Origin of the sequence: Xanthomonas sp. BRIP62415 (genome assembly GCF_003993515.1) — a bacterium.
In the GTDB taxonomy this organism is placed as follows: Bacteria; Pseudomonadota; Gammaproteobacteria; order Xanthomonadales; family Xanthomonadaceae; genus Xanthomonas; species Xanthomonas euroxanthea.
In genome coordinates this window covers 290,644-308,740 of the sequence record NZ_QEZH01000006.1, presented here as the reverse complement: position 1 = coordinate 308,740, position 18,097 = coordinate 290,644, and the positions used below count along the sequence as shown (strand labels likewise).

At 66.4% G+C, this 18,097-nt stretch carries 14 protein-coding genes; 4 read left to right on the top strand and 10 right to left on the bottom strand.

The genetic code is table 11. The annotated features are described in order from the left end of the window. Nucleotide 1: 1 nt before the first annotated feature. The 7 genes from EO141_RS01635 to ubiE form a co-directional block, all read right to left on the bottom strand. On the bottom strand, nucleotides 2-1,777 hold the full coding sequence (locus tag EO141_RS01635) for a quinoprotein dehydrogenase-associated putative ABC transporter substrate-binding protein (protein ID WP_127168349.1): 1,776 nt from the start codon (nucleotides 1,775-1,777) through the stop codon (nucleotides 2-4). Then, nucleotides 1,774-3,792, bottom strand: coding sequence for a methanol/ethanol family PQQ-dependent dehydrogenase (locus tag EO141_RS01630; protein WP_343135006.1), 2,019 nt, complete (start codon nucleotides 3,790-3,792; stop codon nucleotides 1,774-1,776). The genes EO141_RS01635 and EO141_RS01630 overlap by 4 nt, the downstream gene beginning before the upstream one ends. Nucleotides 3,793-4,443: 651 nt before the next feature. Next, entirely contained in the window at nucleotides 4,444-5,067 is a 624-nt protein-coding gene (locus EO141_RS01625) for an HAD family hydrolase (RefSeq protein WP_115675990.1), read from the bottom strand. Nucleotides 5,068-5,217: 150 nt separating this feature from the next. Next, entirely contained in the window at nucleotides 5,218-5,937 is a 720-nt protein-coding gene (locus tag EO141_RS01620) for a hypothetical protein (RefSeq protein ID WP_126942873.1), read from the bottom strand. Between the two features lie 642 nt (nucleotides 5,938-6,579). Continuing rightward, nucleotides 6,580-8,541: a M1 family metallopeptidase gene (locus EO141_RS01615; protein ID WP_206514770.1), complete on the bottom strand. Its 1,962-nt coding sequence runs from the start codon at nucleotides 8,539-8,541 to the stop codon at nucleotides 6,580-6,582. Between the two features lie 232 nt (nucleotides 8,542-8,773). Next, the gene (locus EO141_RS01610; protein ID WP_024940237.1) at nucleotides 8,774-9,664 is read right to left on the bottom strand and encodes a GGDEF domain-containing protein; all 891 of its coding nucleotides are present in this window, start codon (nucleotides 9,662-9,664) and stop codon (nucleotides 8,774-8,776) included. Between the two features lie 217 nt (nucleotides 9,665-9,881). Next, nucleotides 9,882-10,643, bottom strand: a complete 762-nt coding sequence (gene ubiE, locus EO141_RS01605; RefSeq protein WP_016903622.1) for a bifunctional demethylmenaquinone methyltransferase/2-methoxy-6-polyprenyl-1,4-benzoquinol methylase UbiE — start codon at nucleotides 10,641-10,643, stop codon at nucleotides 9,882-9,884. 87 nt (nucleotides 10,644-10,730) lie between these two features. Here ubiE and EO141_RS01600 point away from each other — a divergent pair, with 87 nt between their 5' ends. Genes EO141_RS01600 through EO141_RS01585 form a run of 4 tightly spaced genes read left to right on the top strand, consistent with a single transcriptional unit; the run spans nucleotide 10,731 to nucleotide 14,447 of the window. Next, on the top strand, nucleotides 10,731-12,380 hold the full coding sequence (locus EO141_RS01600) for an MFS transporter (protein WP_127168347.1): 1,650 nt from the start codon (nucleotides 10,731-10,733) through the stop codon (nucleotides 12,378-12,380). Continuing rightward, entirely contained in the window at nucleotides 12,377-13,465 is a 1,089-nt protein-coding gene (locus EO141_RS01595) for an HlyD family secretion protein (protein ID WP_127168346.1), read from the top strand. Before EO141_RS01600 ends, EO141_RS01595 begins: the two co-directional genes overlap by 4 nt. 26 nt (nucleotides 13,466-13,491) lie before the next feature. Further along, a complete protein-coding gene (locus tag EO141_RS01590; RefSeq protein WP_119130663.1) occupies nucleotides 13,492-13,995 on the top strand; it encodes a GNAT family N-acetyltransferase in 504 nt (167 codons plus the stop codon). Beyond that, nucleotides 13,992-14,447 carry a nucleoside deaminase gene (locus EO141_RS01585; protein WP_047126085.1) on the top strand — a complete coding sequence of 152 codons (456 nt, stop codon included), beginning with the start codon at nucleotides 13,992-13,994 and terminating at the stop codon, nucleotides 14,445-14,447. Before EO141_RS01590 ends, EO141_RS01585 begins: the two co-directional genes overlap by 4 nt. Nucleotides 14,448-15,111: 664 nt before the next feature. On the opposite strand, the gene hslU is transcribed toward EO141_RS01585, so the two are convergent. The 3 genes from hslU to EO141_RS01565 form a co-directional block, all read right to left on the bottom strand. Next, a complete protein-coding gene (hslU, locus tag EO141_RS01575; RefSeq protein WP_119129549.1) occupies nucleotides 15,112-16,479 on the bottom strand; it encodes an ATP-dependent protease ATPase subunit HslU in 1,368 nt (455 codons plus the stop codon). Between the two features lie 109 nt (nucleotides 16,480-16,588). Next, nucleotides 16,589-17,140: an ATP-dependent protease subunit HslV gene (gene hslV, locus EO141_RS01570; RefSeq protein ID WP_005997221.1), complete on the bottom strand. Its 552-nt coding sequence runs from the start codon at nucleotides 17,138-17,140 to the stop codon at nucleotides 16,589-16,591. Between the two features lie 263 nt (nucleotides 17,141-17,403). Then, a complete protein-coding gene (locus tag EO141_RS01565) occupies nucleotides 17,404-17,961 on the bottom strand; it encodes a DUF1203 domain-containing protein (RefSeq protein ID WP_241236606.1) in 558 nt (185 codons plus the stop codon). Nucleotides 17,962-18,097 lie beyond the last annotated feature (136 nt).

Sequence of the window (18,097 nt, the reverse complement as noted above, 5' to 3'; positions counted from 1 at the left end):
GTCATTGCCGGGATGGGTGCCTGGCCTGGGTGAGCAACGCGGCCAGCGCGCTATCGCCGCGTGCCTGCGCCAATGCGGCGGCGGTCTTGCCGTCGCGATTGCGTGCGGACGGGTCTGCGCCGGCCGCCAGCAAGCGCCTGGCCACCGCCTCGCGCCCGGCCGCGGCGGCCAGCATCAATGCGGTGACACCAGCCTGATTCGCGTGGCCGACCTCGGCGCCGCCGGCCAGCACCGCATCGAGAGTCGCCGGGTCCTCGCGCGCCACCGCAAACATCACCGGGGTGAAGCCGGCGGGATTGGCACGCCGCACGTCCGCCCCTGCCTTCAGCAATGCCTGCACCACGCCGACATCGGCGTAGGCCACCGCCAGCTCCAGCGCGCTCCAGCCGTCGCCGGAGACGGTGTCCACCGACGCACGCTTGCCGAGCAACCTGGCCACACTGTCGGCATCGTTGGCCCATGCGGCTTTCATCAACGCGGTCCAGCCACTGGCATCGCGTGCATCCAGGGCTGCACCGGCATCGAGCAACAGACCGACCAGCTCCGGTTCCTGATTGCGGATGGCCTGATGCAACGGCGGCTCGCCAAGCAGGTTGGGCCGATTGACATCGGCGCCATGCCGCAACAACCACGCCACACGCACGCCATCGCCGGCATCCAGCGCATGCGCCAGCTCCTGGTTCGGGTCGGCACCGTCGGCGATGCGCAGTTGCAGCTGCGCCAGTTGCTGCGAGGATGCGGCCGGGCTTGGCGCCTTGGGCGCTGGCGTCGGCGTCGCATACGGCCCATGCGCGGCCAGATCGCCGCTCACCACGCACTCACTGCAGCGCACCAGCGGCACGTGATAGCTGCGCAGGATCTGCGCGATGTTTGCCGCGCTCTGCTGCATCGCCGTGTTCAGGGCATCGCGCAGCTGCGCATTCTTGCGCGACACCGCCCACGCCATCGAATACTCCAGCACTGCATCGTCGATGGTATTGAGCGGCACCACGCCCAGGCCGTTGCGCTGGGCGTAGTAGCCGGCCACCGGGCCCCAGGATTCGGCCGCATCCAGTTCATTGGCGGCGACGCGTTCGACCAGCTTGCCGGGATGTTCTTCCGGCGCGGTGGCCGAGTCGTAGAACAGGTACTGCACCTCGCCGCTGATGCCGTGCTCGTACAGGGCCTGGCGTGCGGGCGAACTCTGGAACACGCCCAGCCGCAGCTTCTTCAGCGCCGGGTCGTCCAGCGAGGTCGGCAGCAGATCCAGGCCCTTGCGCGTCACCAGCACATACGCCGAGCGATACAGCGGGCGCGTGGTCAGGCCCTGCTCGAAGTCGCTGTTGAGGTCCATCAGCACGTCGCAGCGGCCGGCAGTGATGGTGCTGCGCGCCAGCCCGCGCTGGTAGTAGGTGCGCCACTCGTATTCCAGGCGACGGCCCATGGCCTCGGCCACCACCTGCGCAATCTTGTTTTGAAAGCCTTCGCCGGCCTTGTTGGACAACGGCATGTTGCCCGGGTCGGCACACACGCGCAGCACCGCGGGATCGGGCGCAGGCGGTGGCGTGCTTGCCGTCGATTGCGCCGAAGCCGGCAGTGCACTGGAGGCAGCCGCCGCTGTGGGCGCCGCTGCGGAATCAGAAGCGCGAGCCGTCGGTGAGGACGGCTCGCGTGTGCAGCCTGCGGCGACGAGTCCGAGGCTGCAAACCACCAGCATCTTGCGCAGACGCCGGGGCATGCCGCGCACGCCGGCACAGCTCTGCCGACGTGTGCGTCCAACGCCTTGCGTGGATCTCATCGTGCAGTCTTCGCGACGGCGTTGGCCGCGCCGCCGCCTGCCGCTGCGGTGGCGGTGGTACCGGCGGTCACGGTCTTGCCCGCACCATCGATACGGAAGCTGTGCACCATGCCGCCGAGCGGGATCTTGTCGAAGCCGGCGCCGAACGCCAGCCCCGCAGCCCCCAGCGCGCCATACGGATCGGACGGATCCAGACCTGCGGCCACCGGCAGGCCGATCCAGCCACCGATGCCGGAGAACACCGCCACGTACTGGTGCCCGTTGGCCTTGTAGGCGATCGGGTTGCCGATGATGCCGGAGGGCAGTTTCATCTCCCACAGCTTCTTGCCGGTGTCCTTGTCCACCGCACGGAACCAGCCGTCCAGCGTGCCGTAGAACACCAGCCCGCCGTCGGTGACCAGGGTGCCGCTCCACACCGGGAACTTCTCCTTGATCTCCCACTTGGATTTGCCTTCCACCACATCGAAGGCCTTGACGATGCCCAGCGCACCCGGCTCGTTGGGCTTCATCATCACGTTGGCGAACACGTAGGGCAGGCCCATCATGGTGTTGCCGCGCTCCTGCGGTTCCAGCTCCATGTGCCAGTTGTTGGTGCCGCAGAAGAACACTGCGGAGTTGGCTGGATCCACCGAGCACGGCTGCTGGTCCTTGCCGCCCATGGCCGAGGGAAAGGCCTGCACTTTCCTGCCGCGTTCCAGCGGCGAATGCGCGGCCACCTTGACCGGGCGGCCGGTCTTCATGTCGATGCGTTCGGCCCAGTTGGCCGGCACGAACTTGTGCGCGCGCAGCAAGGTGCCGTCGCGACGATCAAGCACGTAGGCAAAGCCGTTGCGATCGAACTGCACCACCGAGGGCACCTGCTTGCCGTCAATGGTCAGGTCCACCAGGATCGGCTCGTTGATGCCGTCGTAATCCCACTGGTCGAACGGGGTCTTTTGATAGCCCCAAACCGCTTCGCCGGTATCGATCTTGCGCGCGAACAGCGTCATCGACCACTTGTTGTCATGCTCGCCGTTGTTGCATTCCTCCTGCGAGGTCTTGCCGCAGCGATACGACGGGCTCCACAGGCCGGGATTGCCGGTGCCGTAATACAGCAGCTTCAACTTCGGGTCGTAGCTGTACCAGCCCCACGCCGCGCCGCCGCCACGCTTCCATTCGTCGTTGGGAAAGGTCTTGACGCCCAGATCGCCGAGCTGCCCGTGCTGCGGATTGGCCTTGTTGAAATCCGCACCCAGGCAGATCGCCTTGTCGGTGCCGGCCGCATCGCAGGACCAGGACTGCTTGCCATCGGCCAGGTTGTAGGCGGCCACGCGCCCGAGCACGCCGAACTCGTTGCCGCTGATGCCGGCCACCACCTTGCCGTCGGCGATGATCGGCGCCATGGTGATGGTCTCGCCCTTGTCCGGGTGCGCGAGTTTCTGCTTCCACACTTCCTTGCCGGTCTTGGCATCGAGTGCGATCACATCGCCGCTCAGGCTGCCGAACACCAGCTTGCCATCGGCATACGAGGCGCCGCGGTTGACCGTATCGCAGCACGCCACCGCCACCGAACGCTCGTCCTGCTGCGGGGTGTATTTCCACAGCACCTTGCCGCCGTCGTCCTGCGCCGCCAGGTCGATGGCGAACACGTTGTTCGGATACGCGCTGACCATGTACATGATGCTGCCGATCACCAGCGGCTGGCCTTCGTGGCCGCGCGTGGCATCGGTCTTCATTTCCCACGACATCTTCAGGTTCTTGACGTTGTCGCGATTGATCTCGGCCAGCGGGCTGTGCCGGGTGAGCGCGAAGTCGCGCCCGATGCCGCCCCAGTTGTCCGGATTGCTGGCATTGGTGGTGAATTCGCCATCGGTATCGACCACGGCGGCGGCCGGCGGCGCAGCGGCGGGTGCAGCGGCCGGTGCCGGCGCAGCGGTCTCGGTGGCGGCCTCTTTTTTACAGCCGGACAGCGCAGCGCTCAGCGCAAGCATGAGCAGCACACTGCTGCGCAGGCTGCGGCAGGAAGATTGGTGCATGTGCGTCTACCCCTCTCGATTGAACAACCAGTCGGTTGAAACATCCCGCGGCGCCGGCGTTGCACCCGCCAGTTGCGTCGCGGACGTCGGAAAACGTCGAGAGGGAAAGAGCAAACGCCATGCCAGCGTACTGGTGCGACGCACCATGTCGTAGCAGCAAGCATCTGCAGTGATGGCAGTGGCTTGCGTCAGGCGCACTGTCACGGTTCTGGCACAGTTTGCGCCGGGCGTGCTGTGACATTGGTGGCGCAGCGGATGTGGAACGGCCTGTCAGCCGGTGCCATGAACTCAGCTTGCGCGAGGCGACATGCTTGCCTCTGGTTCGTGCAACGCGATGCCGCAGATCATCCACAGACCGTACGACAGGGTTGACCAAGGTGCCGCCGCATTTCTTTCTCCCATCGGGAGACGCTGCCCGACGGGTGGATGCGTTGACGGCGCAGACAGCCCGTGTGGTGTCCGGCTTGCCGATGACGCGTTGCAGGATTCAGCAGCGTCCACGCCTCTCGGGCGCATGCCACTCTTCCAATGCGATGACGGGGTCCAATGCGATGACGATGTCCTGATCGCAAGCAACCTCCAGCGACACGCGGCCAGTCACACGTCGCGATCCATCCTTCCGCGCGCCTGGCCTACTCGCCAACCCTCACGCTAGCGGTTCCACTGCGCCAGCAACTGCGTGCAATCCTGCAATCGCCAGTCGGCAAGGCCGGGCCACGGATCGCCGGGCGTGTTGACCAGCACGGTGCGGGCGCCGGCTGCACGACCGCAGGCCAGGTCGTTGTGGTGGTCGCCGACCATGACCAGGGCCGCGCCCTCCACCGACCAGCGTCGTGCGAAGTACTGCAGGCCGTCGGGTGCGGGTTTGGGAGCGGCTTCATCGCGGCCGACGATGTCGTCCCAGGCAAACGCATCGTGCAGGCCGATCGCCTGCAACGTTACCTGCGCCAACGCGCGCGCGTTGCGGGTCAGCATGCCCAGCCGGCAGCCGGCGGCCTGCAACGCGCGCACCAATGCCACTGCACCGGGTGCCGGCTGTGCGGCCTGCGCGAGTTCGCGCTCGTGCGCGAGCAACCACGCATGCTTGGCTGCGGCCTGCTCGGCCGGCAGCGCTGCCAGGTGATGCAGGATGTCCGCCTCGGGCGGGATCTCCAACGTGCGCCGGATCAACGCGAAATCATGCACGGCTTCGGTCAGCGTGCCGTCCATGTCGAACACCCAATGGCGGTAGGTGGAGAGTGCGGGAGTTATTTGTGGGATGGTCCTACCGTCCATACGTGCAAACACTCGAGAGATGGTTGACGCGATACCGCAAGCCGTCGCCAGGTGAATGCACACCTGGCGCATTCACCTCAATGGACCAGCAGTGCATGCCGATGCCGTACACCGAGCGCGCGCCTGGTGTCAGGCAGCCGGCGGTCGTGCCTACTTCCAGCCCGGCATCTGGGTGGTCTCCAGGCCGCCCACGTCGAACTCTGCGGTGCGCGTGCCGCCGGCCTTCACCGGGAACGCGATGCTGATGCGCTTGGCGTTGCGCACCAGCGTCCACAGCGCCTTGTCGTCGTCGATGAACATCGCGATCGCTTCGTCGGTATCGGGGCGGTGCGCGGCCATCGCGCGTGGTGCGCCACCATCGGCCGAGACCTGCACCTTGCAGCCGCGATAGCAGTTGAAGTCGCCGGCCTTGAGCACGAGATAGCTGTGGCGCTTCCACTGCGGGTGATCGCGAAATACCAGGCTCACCGGCTTGGGGCCGCTGCCGTCGACATCCACGCGGCTCTTGGCATCGATCATCGCCGAGCGCTGCGTGCCGCCCTTGGCCGGCACTTGCGAGTACTGCCACAACGCCTGCATGCGGCGCAGTTCGCGCGCCTGTTCGCCCTTGGCCTTGATGTCGGCATAACCGGGCTCGATGCGTGTGGCCGCCGCCGTGCCCGGAAACCCTTCCAGCACCGCGGCGCCATGCGCACGCGCCATGTCCCAGTTTTCGGCCTTCACTGCCTCGTCGTATTGCTTGGCGAGTGCGTCGGCATCGTGTTCCTTGGCTTGCGCCTGCGCGGTTTCCTGCGCCTGGCGTTGCGCCTCGCGATCAGTACAGCCACTCACTGCAGCGACGCACAAGGCCGCACTCAGCAGATACTTCATCGTCGACTCCGGAATGCATGAAAAGCAGCGGCAACGATACCAGCCTGCCCGCATGCCCCGCGATCAACCGCCGCAAAGCGTAGGAGCGCACCCGGGCGCGACGGGCTTTCCCGGTGGAGCCCCGTCGCGCCCGGGTGCGCTCCTACGGCGGTGATTGCAGGCACGATGCGGCGATGGAAGCGGCGGGCGGGCATGCACCACGGCGCGACTGCATCGTCGGTTCCGGAAGGCATGGACGGCAGCGGCAACGATACCGGCCTGCCGCACCACCCGCGATCAGCCAACCCGCATCGTAGGAGCGCACCTGGGCGCGATCGGGTTTCACCGGGAAAGCCCTGTCGCGCCCGGGTGCGCTCCTACGGCGGTGGTTGCAGGCACGATGCGGCGATGGAAGCGGCGGGCGGGCATGCACCACGGCGCGACTGCATCGTCGGTTCCGGAAGGCATGGACGGCAGCGGCAACGATACCGGCCTGCCGCACCACCCGCGATCAGCCACCCCGCATCGTAGGAGCGCACCTGGGCGCGATCGGGTTTCACCGGGAAAGCCCTGTCGCGCCCGGGTGCGCTCCTACGGCGGTGGTTGCAGGCACGATGCGGCGATGGAAGCGGCGGAGGGCGTCTGCACCGCCCTCCTCTGCCATTACGGCTGCGGCTGCGGCTGCGCCGGCGGTGCCGCCTTGGCCTTGGCGATCATCTCGGCCACCGACGCGGTGGTGATCGGGTGGTAGCCGGGCTTGGCCTTTTCGAAGGCCTGTTCGGCAAAGGCGATGCCGTCCGGGGTCTTCAGCAGTTCTGTGTAGATCGGCAGCACCAGCTTGCGGCGGCCGACGCGTTCGATGAACTCACCGGCGGCGGTGCGCGCATCGGTGTAGCCGCTGCGGATCGCCAGCGGGTACCAGCGCATGGCAATCTCGCCGTTCGGGGTGCCGGTGAAGTGGTAGGCATCATCCAGCTGCTTGAGCTGCTCGGGCTTGAGCGTGGCGCCCATGCCGCTGAGGAAGTGCACCCACTCCTGTGTGCCCCATTCGCCGGTGACCTGCTTGCTCGGCAGCGTGCCGCTGCCGCTCCAGGCGATGCGCGCGGTGTCCACGATCGAGAAGCTGCGCGAGCGCGCCTTGGTGGCGAAGTCCGGGATGCCCGGCTGCTTCAGCCACGCATCCACCTCGGCCGCGCTGACCGTGTTGGGATGCTTGTCCAGCAGGTTCTTGTTGAGGTAGTCGACGAACTGGTCGGTGGTGGCGCTCTGAAACGCATGATCGTCGAACCAGCCGCGCAGGAACGGGTCGAACACCGCGCGCCCGAAGCGCTGCTCCAGGAACTGCAGGAACCACGCACCCTTGACGTAGGCCACCTGGCTCAGGGCCTCGTCGGGGTCGCGCTCGGCCAGCGGCGGCAATGCCAGCGCCTGGTCGGCCGGCGCCATGTCCTTCACTTCGGCCAGCAGATCGCCCTGGTCGATCTCGCGCTCCATCTCGGCCATCTCCGCGCCATACAGCGCCTCGGTGATGCGCGCCTGCACGTAGGTGGTGAAGCCTTCGTTGAGCCAGATGTCCTTCCAGCTGGCATTGGTCACCAGGTTGCCCGACCAGCTATGCGCCAGTTCGTGGGCCACCAGCGAGACCAGCGACTTGTCGCCGACGATCACGGTGGGCGTGGCGAAGGTCAGGCGCGGATTCTCCATGCCGCCGAACGGGAACGACGGCGGCAGCACCAGCATGTCGTAACGGCCCCAGCGATACGGGCCATAGAGCGTTTCGGCGGCGCCGATCATCTTTTCGGTGTCTTCGAATTCCTTGGCGGCCTTGTCGGCCATGGCCGGCTCGGCCCACACGCCCGAGCGTGCGGAAATCGGCTTGAACACCACATCGCCGGCGGCGATCGCCAGCAGATAGGACGGAATCGGCTCGGGCATCTTGAAGCTGTAATCGCCGTCGCGCGCGGCCTTGGGGTCGTTGTCGGCGCTCATCAGCACCATCACGTCCGGGCGCGAGGTCACATGCGCGCTGTAGGTGAAGCGCACGCTCGGGGTGTCCTGCAACGGCACCCAGCTGCGTGCGTGGATCGCCTGCGACTGGCTGAACATGAAAGGCAGCTGCTTGCCTTCGGTCATCGACGGCTCCAGCCACTGCAGGCCGGAGGCGGTCGGTGCGGTGTGATAGGTGATCACGACCTTGGCCGGCTGAGTCGGCGCCTCGATGGTGAGCTTGCTGCCGAAGGTCTTGTCGGCCGGCGCCAGCGCGAACTGCAGCGGCGCCAGGCCGCCCTTGCCGTCGTCGGCCTGCACCTGCGCGATGCTCAGCTCGCGCGTGTCCAGCACCAGTTGCTTGGCGGCCTTGTCCTTCCACTGCAGCGTATAGGTGGCCGTGCCGCCGATCTGCTTGCTGTCGAAGTCCAGCTTCAGGTCCAGCGCCAGATCCTTGATGACCACCAGCTGCGGCTGGGCGTAGGAGCTTTCATCGTGGTTGCGGGCGTCTGCTTTCACGGGGGCCTTGGCAGTGGTGGCCGGCGCGGCGGTGCTGGCGGCCGGCGGCGTGGACTCATTGGAACAGCCGGCCAGCGCGATGGACACGGCCAGGGACAGCGACAGGAACGGGAAGCGCATCGACGGCACCGCAGCGAGGGAATTGGGCATTTTAACGCCACGGGCCTTTGCCTGCCCGTGTGGCGCCAGGCGAGCACCTGGCGGCCGGTCAAGCTGCGGCGGCAAAAGACCACGCCCATGTCGCTGCCTGGTACGGCGCGAACCGTCTGCGCCCGCCGCAGCGGTAGCGTGATGCATGCCGCCGGTGCGCAGCAGCCTGCGGCCCGCCCGCCAGGTGATCTCCGGATCGCGCCTAGACCACCGGATGGCTGCGCGGGCTGTCATGCCCGTCGCGCACCAGGCGCCGGCCGCCGGAGAACTTGGCGCGGTACATCGCCGCATCGGCGCGGCGATACAGCTCAGTGGCATCCAGGCCCCGCTCGCACACCGCGCTACCGGCGCTCACATGCAGCGGCGCCTCGTCGGCATCCTCGCGTTCGAGCATCGACAGCCATTGATTGAGCTTGAGCGTGGCGTCGTCCTCGCTGGCATGCACACCGATCAGGAACTCGTCGCCGCCCCAGCGCCCGATCCAGTCCTGCGCGCCCAGCCAGCCGTACGCCGATTCCACAAGCCGCACCAGCACGCGATCGCCGGCCAGGTGGCCGAAGCGGTCGTTGATCGGCTTGAGGTTGTCCATGTCCAGCACGAACAGCACGAACGGCCAGCCTTCGCGTTGTGCGGCGGTGACCGAATCGCGCATCGCCTGCTCGCAACCGCGCCGGTTCAAGGCCTCGGTCAGCGGGTCGAACAAGGCATGCTTCTTCAGATCGCGCATGCCGGCGTCGATGCCGCGCAGGCTGCGATTGATTCCGCGCAGCAAGCGCCCCAGCTCGTCGTCGCCATGTTCGGGCAGGCTGGGCAGACGTTGGTCGGCGTAATACGCATCCAGGGCGTCGGCGGCGATGCGCAGCGGTGCGAGCAGGCGATACAGCGCCGACAAGGTGGCCGCGGTGCCTGCCAGCGTGGCCAGCAGCGCCACGATCACCACCGACCACAGCGGGCGCCCGCTCAACTCGCTCTGCGCGGCCAGCCAGGCGATCAACAACAGCAGCGGCAGGTGGATGCCGACAAAGGTCACCGCCAGCAGCTTGGCACTGAAGGAGCGGGGAAACACGCGCGACAACCCTGCGTACAAGCGCATCCACGTCTCCGGCAAAAGAGCGCCTAGTGTCGCCGACCGTTGGTGGAGCCGACGCGACGGGAGTCTCAAAAGTTTGTCGGCAAACGCACACGCGCAGACTGCAATCGTGCGGCAAGCGAACACGAGCATGGCCTGCCCGTGCGATGCCCGGCGTGCGGTGTCCGGCGCATGCTGCGCGCCGGACCGGACACTCAGATCACGCTGCGTCGGATCCGGTTCAGATCTTGTAGCCGGAATGGATCGCCACGATGCCGCCGGTCAGATTCTTGTAGTGGCAACGCGCGAACCCGGCCTCGCCCATCATGCCCTTGAGCGATTCCTGCGGCGGGTGCTTGCGGATGCTTTCGGCCAGGTACTGGTAGCTGTCGGCATCGCGTGCGAACAGCTGGCCCAGCCTGGGCAGGATCTTGAACGAGTGGAAATCGTAGATCGGCTTGAACCAGTCGGCGGTGACTTCGGAAAATTCCAGCACGCGCGCCTGCCCGCCCACCTTCAACACGCGGTACATCTCGCGCAGCGCGGCGTCCTTGTCGGTGACATTGCGCAGGCCGAAGGAAATGGTCACCAGATCGAAGCTCTGATCCGGGAACGGCAGCGCCTCGGCATTGCATTGCACGTAATCGAAGCCGGCCACCAGGCCGCGGTTGGTCAGCCGGTCGCGGCCCACCGACAACATGCCGGCGTTGATGTCGCCCAGCACCACCGCGCCTTCGTTGCCGACGCGCTCCTTGAGCAGCACGGCGATGTCACCGGTGCCGCCGGCCAGATCCAGCACACGGTCGCCCGGCTTCACCTGCGCGGTCGCCACGAAGTAGCGTTTCCATGCGCGGTGCACGCCCAGACTCATCAGATCGTTCATCAGGTCGTAATTGCGCGCGACCGAGGTGAACACTTCGCCGACCAGCTTCTGCTTGTCCTTGGCAGCGACATCGCGGAAGCCGAAATGGGTGGTACCGGAGGTATAGGGGGATTCGCTCATGGGCGGATTATCGCACTGCTGACGCCGCCATGACCGCAACCGGACCACAATCGCTGTCTCCCCTGCGACCGGCCCTGCGAGCCCTGCGTGCACGACAAGTACGTCCAGCGCGACTGGCAGCCCCACGAGAAGCCCACCCTGCCCGGGTCGGCCTCCACGCCCCTGCATTCCACCCGGCGCCGCATCCAGTACGGGCTGGTGGGCGTGGTGGTCGCGCTGACCGGCGGGCTGAGCAATGCGCTGGTCACCGCCAACCTGACCTATCTGCAGGGCACGCTGGGCGCCTACGCCACCGAAATGGCCTGGCTGCCGGCCGCCTACGTGATGACCAACATGTCGGCCAACCTGCTGCTGGTGAAGTTCCGCCAGCAGTTCGGGCTGCGGCGCTTCACCGAGATCTTCCTGGCGTTGTATGCGGTCATCGCCTTCGCGCACCTGTTCGTGCACAGCCTGAGCTCGGCGATCACCGTGCGTGCCGCGCACGGACTGGTGGGCGCGGCGCTCAGTTCGCTGGGGCTGTATTACGTGATCCAGGCGTTTCCGGCCCGGTACCGGCTCAAGGCAGTGGTGACCGGGCTGGGGGTGACCCAGCTGGCGCTGCCATTGGCGCGGGTGTTCTCCACCGATCTGCTGGAATTTGCGCAGTGGCAGGGCCTGTACCTGTTCGAACTCGGCCTGGCGGTGTTCGCGCTGGCCTGCGTGCTGGCGCTCAAGCTGCCGCCGAGCGATCGCTATCGCGTGTTCGAGCCGCTGGATTTCCTCACCTTCAGCCTGTTCGCGGCCGGTGCGGCCGGCCTGGCGGCGGTGCTGTCGCTGGGGCGGCTGCTGTGGTGGACCAGCACGCCCTGGCTGGGCGTGGTGCTGGCGGCCTCCATCGTGCTGCTGTGCACGGCGGCGTGGATCGAGCACAACCGCCGCAACCCGATGATCAACACGCGCTGGCTGGCCAGCGGCGACATGCTGCGGCTGGGCCTGGCGATCCTGCTGATCCGGCTGGTGCTGTCCGAGCAGAGCACCGGCGCGATCGGCTTCTTCCAGACCCTGGGGCTGGCCAACACGCAGTTGCAGACCCTGTTCGTGCTGATGTTGCTGGGCGCGGTGGTCGGTGTGGCCGCCAGCGCGTGGCTGATCAATCCGGCGCGCGTGGCCGAGCACCTGATCATCGCGGTGGCGGCAATCTGCATCGGTTGCTTCATGGATGCCAATGCCACCAGCCTCACCCGCCCGGAGCAGATGTACCTCAGCCAGTTCCTGCTCGCCTTTGGCAGCACCTTCTTCATCGGCCCGGCGATGGTGGCCGGGCTGGGCCGGGTCATTGCACAGCCGGCCAACCTGATCAGCTTCATCGTGCTGTTCGGCATGGCACAGAACATGGGCGGCCTGCTCGGCAGCGCGCTGCTCGGCACCGTGCAGGTCGTACGCGAGAAATACCATTCCAGCCAGCTGGTCGAGCATCTGACATTGACCGACCCGCAAGTGGCCGCACGCGTGCAGGCCTATGCCACCCTGTACGGCCGCAGCATCGGCGACCCGGCCCTGCGCCAGGCCCAGGGCGTCCGCGCCCTGGGCAGCGTGGCCACGCGCGAGGCCAACGTGCTCGCCTATAACGACGTGTTCCTGTTGATCGGCTGCATCGCCATCGCCACCGGGCTGTGGATCCTGTCCGTGCTGGTGTGGCGGCGTTATCTGCGCCCACCCGCTTCGCCCCCTTCTCCGGCTTCCAGTCCACGCCCATGAATACACCTGCAGATTCAACCTCTGCTGCCGATCGGCAACGTCGCAGACGTCGTCGTATCGGTGGCGTGATCGGCTTTGGCGGGCTTGCCCTGCTCGGCGTCGCACTGGTGCTGTATGCATGGCGGTTGCCGCCCTTCGTCAGCGCCGTCGAGCGCACCGAGAATGCGATGGTGCATGGCCAGATCACGGTGATCGCACCGCAGGTCAGCGGCTACGTCACCGAGGTGCCGGTGCAGGACTTCGCGCACGTCAAACACGGCCAATTGCTGGCCAAAATCGACGACCGCATCTACGCCCAGCAGCTCGAGCAGGCCAGGGCGCAATTGCAGACCGCGCAGGCCAACCTGTCCAACTGGGACCAGCAGCGGCATAGCGCCGCTGCCACCATCGCCGAACAACGTGCCGCACTGAGCAGCAACCAGGCCCAGCGCGACCGCACCCGTTCGGCCTATGCGCGCGCGCAGCAGCTGGCCGACCGGAAACTGGTCTCCGAACAGGACCGCGACACCGCCTTCGCCGCACGGGCGCAGGCCGATGCCGGCGTGGCACAGGCACGTGCCGCGGTGCAGGCCGCCGAAGAAAACGCACGCAGCGTCACCGTCAATCGCGCCGCGCTGGAAGCGGCAGTGGCCAACGCGCAGGCGGCGGTGCAATTGGCGCAGATCAATCTGGACAACACCCGCATCCTTGCCCCGCGCGATGGCCAGCTGGGCCAGCTCGGCGTACGCCAGGGCGCCTACGTCACCAATGGCACGCAGCTGATGGCGCTGGTGCCGGACACGCTGTGGATCGTGGCCAATTTCAAGGAAACCCAGATGGCGAAGATCCGCATCGGGCAGCGCGCCAGCTTCACCGTGGATGCGCTGGACAATGCGCGCCTGCACGGGCGCGTGCAGGACATCTCCCCGGCCGCCGGCTCGGAATTCAGCGTACTGCCGGCCGACAATGCCACCGGCAACTTCGTCAAGATCGCCCAGCGCATTCCGCTGCGCATCAGCGTCGATCCCGACCAGCCGCTGGCACCGCGGCTGCGCCCGGGCATGTCGGTGGTGGTGGCGATCGATACCGGCAGCGCGGTCGACTGAGGCGACACAGCCGCTATCATGCGCTGATGTCGTCCCTGCCCCCACCCTCGCTGCACTGGCAGTGCCTGCGCTTCGACCAACTGAGCACCACGCAGCTGTACGCGCTGCTGCGGCTGCGCTCGGACGTGTTCGTGGTGGAGCAGCAATGCGCGTATCCGGAGCTGGATGGCAAGGACAGCCTGCCGGGTGTGCTGCATCTGCTCGGCAGCACCGATGATGATGATGCATTGGCTGCCTATCTGCGCGTCTTGCCGCCCGGCGTGAGCTATCTCGAGCCGAGCATCGGCCGGGTGGTGATTGCCGCCGCGCAGCGTGGTCACGGCTTTGCCCATGCACTGCTCCGCGAAGGCTTGCGCGTGGTGCAGCAACACTGGCCTGCCAGCGCCGTGCAACTCGGCGCGCAAGCGCACCTGCAGGCGTTCTACGCCGCACATGGTTTCACGCCCTCGTCCGCCCCCTATCTGGAAGACGGCATTCCCCACATCGACATGCTGCGTCGCGCCGACGCCGCCACCCAGGAGCCTGCATGATCACCACCCCCGACTACCGCGCCCTGCTCGACACCGCCATTGCCGAAGCCCGCCAGGGCCTGGCCGAAGGCGGCATCCCGATCGGCGCGGCGCTGTACCACAACGACGGGCGCCTGCTCGGCTGTGGTCACAACCGCCGCGTGCAGGAAAACGATCCTTCCGTGCATGGCGAAACCGATGCCTTCCGCAAGGCCGGCCGTCAGCGCCGCTACAAGGACACCATCATGGTCACCACGCTGGCGCCCTGCTGGTACTGCAGCGGACTGGTGCGCCAGTTCAATATCGGCACCGTGGTGGTCGGCGAGTCGGTCACCTTCCAGGGCGGGGTGTCCTGGCTGCGCGAGCATGGCGTCACTGTCATCGACCTGCAGAGCCAGGAATGCATCGACCTGCTGGGCGGCTATATCGCCGCCAACCCCGACGTATGGAACGAGGATATCGGCGAGGACTGAGCGGTTTGCCGGATTTAGCAGGTTGGCTGTGCAGTGCAGGCGACTGCCAAGGTGAGGGCCAGTTGCAGAGCCGATGATCTGCGCCTTCGTTGCAGGGTGTGATCTGCAACCTGGCTGCAGGGAGTGATCTGCAACCTGGCTGCAGGGAGTGATCTGCAACCTGGCTGCAGGGCCCTTGCCCGCCCACCATCGCGGGACACGCCGCAAGTACGTCCTTGTAGGCTCTTACGCGGCATCCATGCCGCGTAAGGTCCCGCGACGATGGGCGGGCAAGGACCTATCGAGTTGGTCGGTGCGCATGATGGAGCGGTGCTGGATGCGCCTTGTTCGATCATTGAAGCATCGGCTACAGGTCTGATGCACACCGCACAACAGACAGCTTTTTAAATGAGCGCCGACCAATTGTCTGGTGCGGTGCCCTCGCCGGTTGCGGGACCGTGTGGCGGCATGGATGCCGCCACCGAGCCCCCAGGGATGGGTTCACGGCGTGTCCCGCAAGCGGTGAGGGCATCGCGCCCTCCACCGACTCGGCTTTTGACTGCATCTGCCAGCATGCGGCCAGCTTGCATCGTCCTGTGATGCGTTCCTGCCGCGCTTGCACTGCATTTCACGGCAGACGCCATACGCGCATTGCATTGCGCATCTGCGCGCAGGTGCGCTGCGATCAGAGGATGTAGCGGCTCAGGTCCGGATCCTGCACCAGCTCGCCGAGCTGCGCATCGACATAGGCCGCATCGACAGTGACGCTTTGCCCGTCACGGTCCGGTGCCTCGTAGCTCAGCACATCGAGCAGACGCTCCAGCACCGTGTGCAGGCGGCGCGCGCCGATGTTTTCCTGCCGCTCGTTGACCTGTGCGGCAATCTCGGCCAGGCGCTCCACCGCATCGGCGCCGAAGGTCAGCCGCACGCCCTCGGTCTGCAGCAGGGCCTCGTACTGCTTGATCAACGCCGCCTTGGGCTCGGTGAGGATGCGCACGAAATCGGCCTTGGTCAGCGCGGTCAACTCGACGCGGATCGGAAAACGGCCCTGCAATTCGGGAATCAGATCGCTGGGCTTGGCCAGGTGGAATGCACCGGAGGCGATGAACAGGATATGGTCGGTCTTGACCGTGCCGTACTTGGTCGACACATTGGAGCCTTCCACCAGCGGCAGCAGATCGCGCTGCACGCCCTCGCGGCTGACATCGCCGCCATTGGAGCCGGCCTCGCCACGCTTGGCCACCTTGTCGATCTCGTCGATGAACACGATGCCGTGCTGCTCGCAGGCCTCGATCGCCGCGGTGCGCACATCGTCTTCGTTGACCAGCTTGCCGGCTTCTTCTTCGATCAGCAGCGGACGCGCGGCCTTGATGGTGAGCTTGCGCTTTTGCGACTTGCCGCTGCCCAGGTTGGAAAACATCTGCCGCAACTGCTGGCCCATTTCTTCCATGCCCGGCGGGGTCATGATGTCCATGCTGGCATTGACCGCTACTTCCAGCTCGATCTCGCGCTCGTCCAGTTCGCCACTGCGCAGCATGCGGCGGAACTTGATGCGGGTGTCGTTGTCCTGCGACGAGGGCTCGTTACGTGCTGCTTCCGGATCGAAGCCGATCCCGGCCGCACGGCGCGGCAGCAGCGCGTCCAGGATGCGATCTTCGGCGCGCTCTTCGGCCTGGTTGCGCACGCGCACCTTGGCCTGTTCGCGATACAGCTTGACCGAGGTATCGGCCAGATCGCGGATGATCTGCTCCACATCCTTGCCGACATAGCCGACTTCGGTAAAGCGCGTGGCTTCGACCTTGACGAACGGCGCATTGGCCAACGTGGCCAGGCGGCGTGCGATCTCGGTCTTGCCGACGCCGGTCGGGCCGATCATCAGGATGTTCTTGGGCATCACCTCGTTGCGCAGCTCTTCGGGCAGCTGCATGCGGCGCCAGCGATTACGCAGCGCGATGGCAACCGCACGCTTGGCATCGTGCTGGCCGACGATATGACGGTCGAGCTCCTGCACGATTTCGCGCGGAGTCATGGTTGAGCTATCGGGATTTGGCATTGGGGAATCGAGAATGGGGAAAGGGGAATCGCAAGCGCGAAATCAAGAGCCTCTGTCGTCGGGGTGGAACCGAAACCGCTGTTGCGACTCCCGATTCCCCACTCCCGATTCACAGCTCCTCGACCACCACATTGCGATTGGTATAGATACAGATATCGCCGGCGATATTGATCGCTTCGGTGGCGATGGTCTTGGCATCGAGCTCGGTGTGCGCCAGCAGCGCGCGAGCGGCCGACAAGGCGTACGAGCCACCCGAACCGATGGCGATGATGCCGTCTTCCGGTTCGATCACATCGCCGGTACCGCTGATGATCAACGAGGTTTCTTTATCGGCGACCGCAAGCAGCGCCTCGAGCTTGCCCAGGCGGCGCTCGGTGCGCCAGTCCTTGGCCAGCTCCACAGCGGCACGGGTCAGTTGCCCATGCTTGTCGAGCTTGGCTTCGAACAGCTCGAACAGGGTGAACGCATCGGCGGCGGCACCGGCAAAACCGGCCAGCACCTGCCCTTCGCGGCCGAGCCGGCGCACCTTGCGCGCATTGCCCTTCATGACGGTGTGGCCGAGGGTGACCTGGCCATCGCCGGCGACGGCGACATGCCCGCCACGCCGAACCGAGATGATGGTGGTGGCGTGAACGATGTTGGGATTCTGGCTGGGATCCATGGGTCCTCCGGGGGTTTCCCATGAGGTGGGGACGCCCCTGCCGGGTTCAAGCGCGCTGCGACCATGCGCCGCATCTAGGGGGAGTGCGCGTACGCGCGCGACAGCGTGCGTCCTTGACCGCCGCCGGCACCTTTGGCGCGCCTCAACGCCCGCAGGCCTGCTTCGGGCAGATGGGCCGCGGTTTACACGACATCCGGCCTGCCATCGGCCGATCCATCGCCCGTGCCTACCCTCGCCACACGCCGGGGTGCTGGGCGAGGATTTCAATCACGCTCAGTCCCCGCAACGCGATCGGCGCGGCACGCGTAACAGCCCTGACGGGCGTGATGCAGGTGCACGTAGGCGATCTGAGTATCGTCCAGGCACGCGTGCAACCACGCTGCGACCTGGTCGCCTGCACACACCTCGGCGTTCACCAGATGATGGCGATGATCGTAGGCGCGCAGCGAGATCAGCCGCGATTGGATCGCAGCCGGCACCGCACCGGGCTCCAGCCGTGCGGGCACCGCTGCGGCACGCACAAAGATCGGCCCGCTCGCGCGGTAGGGCGAGTCGGCAGCCTGATGCAGATACGGCAGCAGCAGCAACTGCTCACCTGCGCGCGCATCCTGCAGGCTGACACGGCACGGAAATCCGTGATCGGCATCGGCGATCACACGTATTGCGTGGTGGCTGGTCAACGCAACGTCATCGAGTCCGTGCAGATGGGCGAACAGGGCCGGATCGAGCCCGGTCAAACGAAACGAGGTCATGACGATCTTCCAGAGGCGGAAGCGCAGCGTGACGTACGCGTGCCGGCCCTGCTCGCCGCCTTCGGACATGGCAGCACCTGAGTGCGGTCAAGCCCCTCTCGCACCGGCAGAGAGGCGTGAGCGCGGCGATAGCTGCGGTGGTCGGTCGGCGACGTGCATCAACTGCCTGTGGCTGTCCATCACGCAATCGGCAGATCCTTGCGCT

Excerpts from the sequence above, each read along its gene's own strand:
- EO141_RS01630 (WP_343135006.1), bottom strand. The coding sequence starts at position 3,792 with ATGCACCAATCTTCCTGCCGCAGCCTGCGCAGCAGTGTGCTGCTCATG.
- EO141_RS01635 (WP_127168349.1), bottom strand. The coding sequence starts at position 1,777 with ATGAGATCCACGCAAGGCGTTGGACGCACACGTCGGCAGAGCTGTGCC.
- EO141_RS01620 (WP_126942873.1), bottom strand. The coding sequence starts at position 5,937 with ATGAAGTATCTGCTGAGTGCGGCCTTGTGCGTCGCTGCAGTGAGTGGC.
- EO141_RS01590 (WP_119130663.1), top strand. The coding sequence starts at position 13,492 with ATGTCGTCCCTGCCCCCACCCTCGCTGCACTGGCAGTGCCTGCGCTTC.
- EO141_RS01565 (WP_241236606.1), bottom strand. The coding sequence starts at position 17,961 with ATGTCCGAAGGCGGCGAGCAGGGCCGGCACGCGTACGTCACGCTGCGC.
- EO141_RS01585 (WP_047126085.1), top strand. The coding sequence starts at position 13,992 with ATGATCACCACCCCCGACTACCGCGCCCTGCTCGACACCGCCATTGCC.
- EO141_RS01595 (WP_127168346.1), top strand. The coding sequence starts at position 12,377 with ATGAATACACCTGCAGATTCAACCTCTGCTGCCGATCGGCAACGTCGC.
- EO141_RS01615 (WP_206514770.1), bottom strand. The coding sequence starts at position 8,541 with ATGCGCTTCCCGTTCCTGTCGCTGTCCCTGGCCGTGTCCATCGCGCTG.
- EO141_RS01610 (WP_024940237.1), bottom strand. The coding sequence starts at position 9,664 with ATGCGCTTGTACGCAGGGTTGTCGCGCGTGTTTCCCCGCTCCTTCAGT.
- hslV (WP_005997221.1), bottom strand. The coding sequence starts at position 17,140 with ATGGATCCCAGCCAGAATCCCAACATCGTTCACGCCACCACCATCATC.
- EO141_RS01625 (WP_115675990.1), bottom strand. The coding sequence starts at position 5,067 with ATGGACGGTAGGACCATCCCACAAATAACTCCCGCACTCTCCACCTAC.
- hslU (WP_119129549.1), bottom strand. The coding sequence starts at position 16,479 with ATGCCAAATCCCGATAGCTCAACCATGACTCCGCGCGAAATCGTGCAG.
- ubiE (WP_016903622.1), bottom strand. The coding sequence starts at position 10,643 with ATGAGCGAATCCCCCTATACCTCCGGTACCACCCATTTCGGCTTCCGC.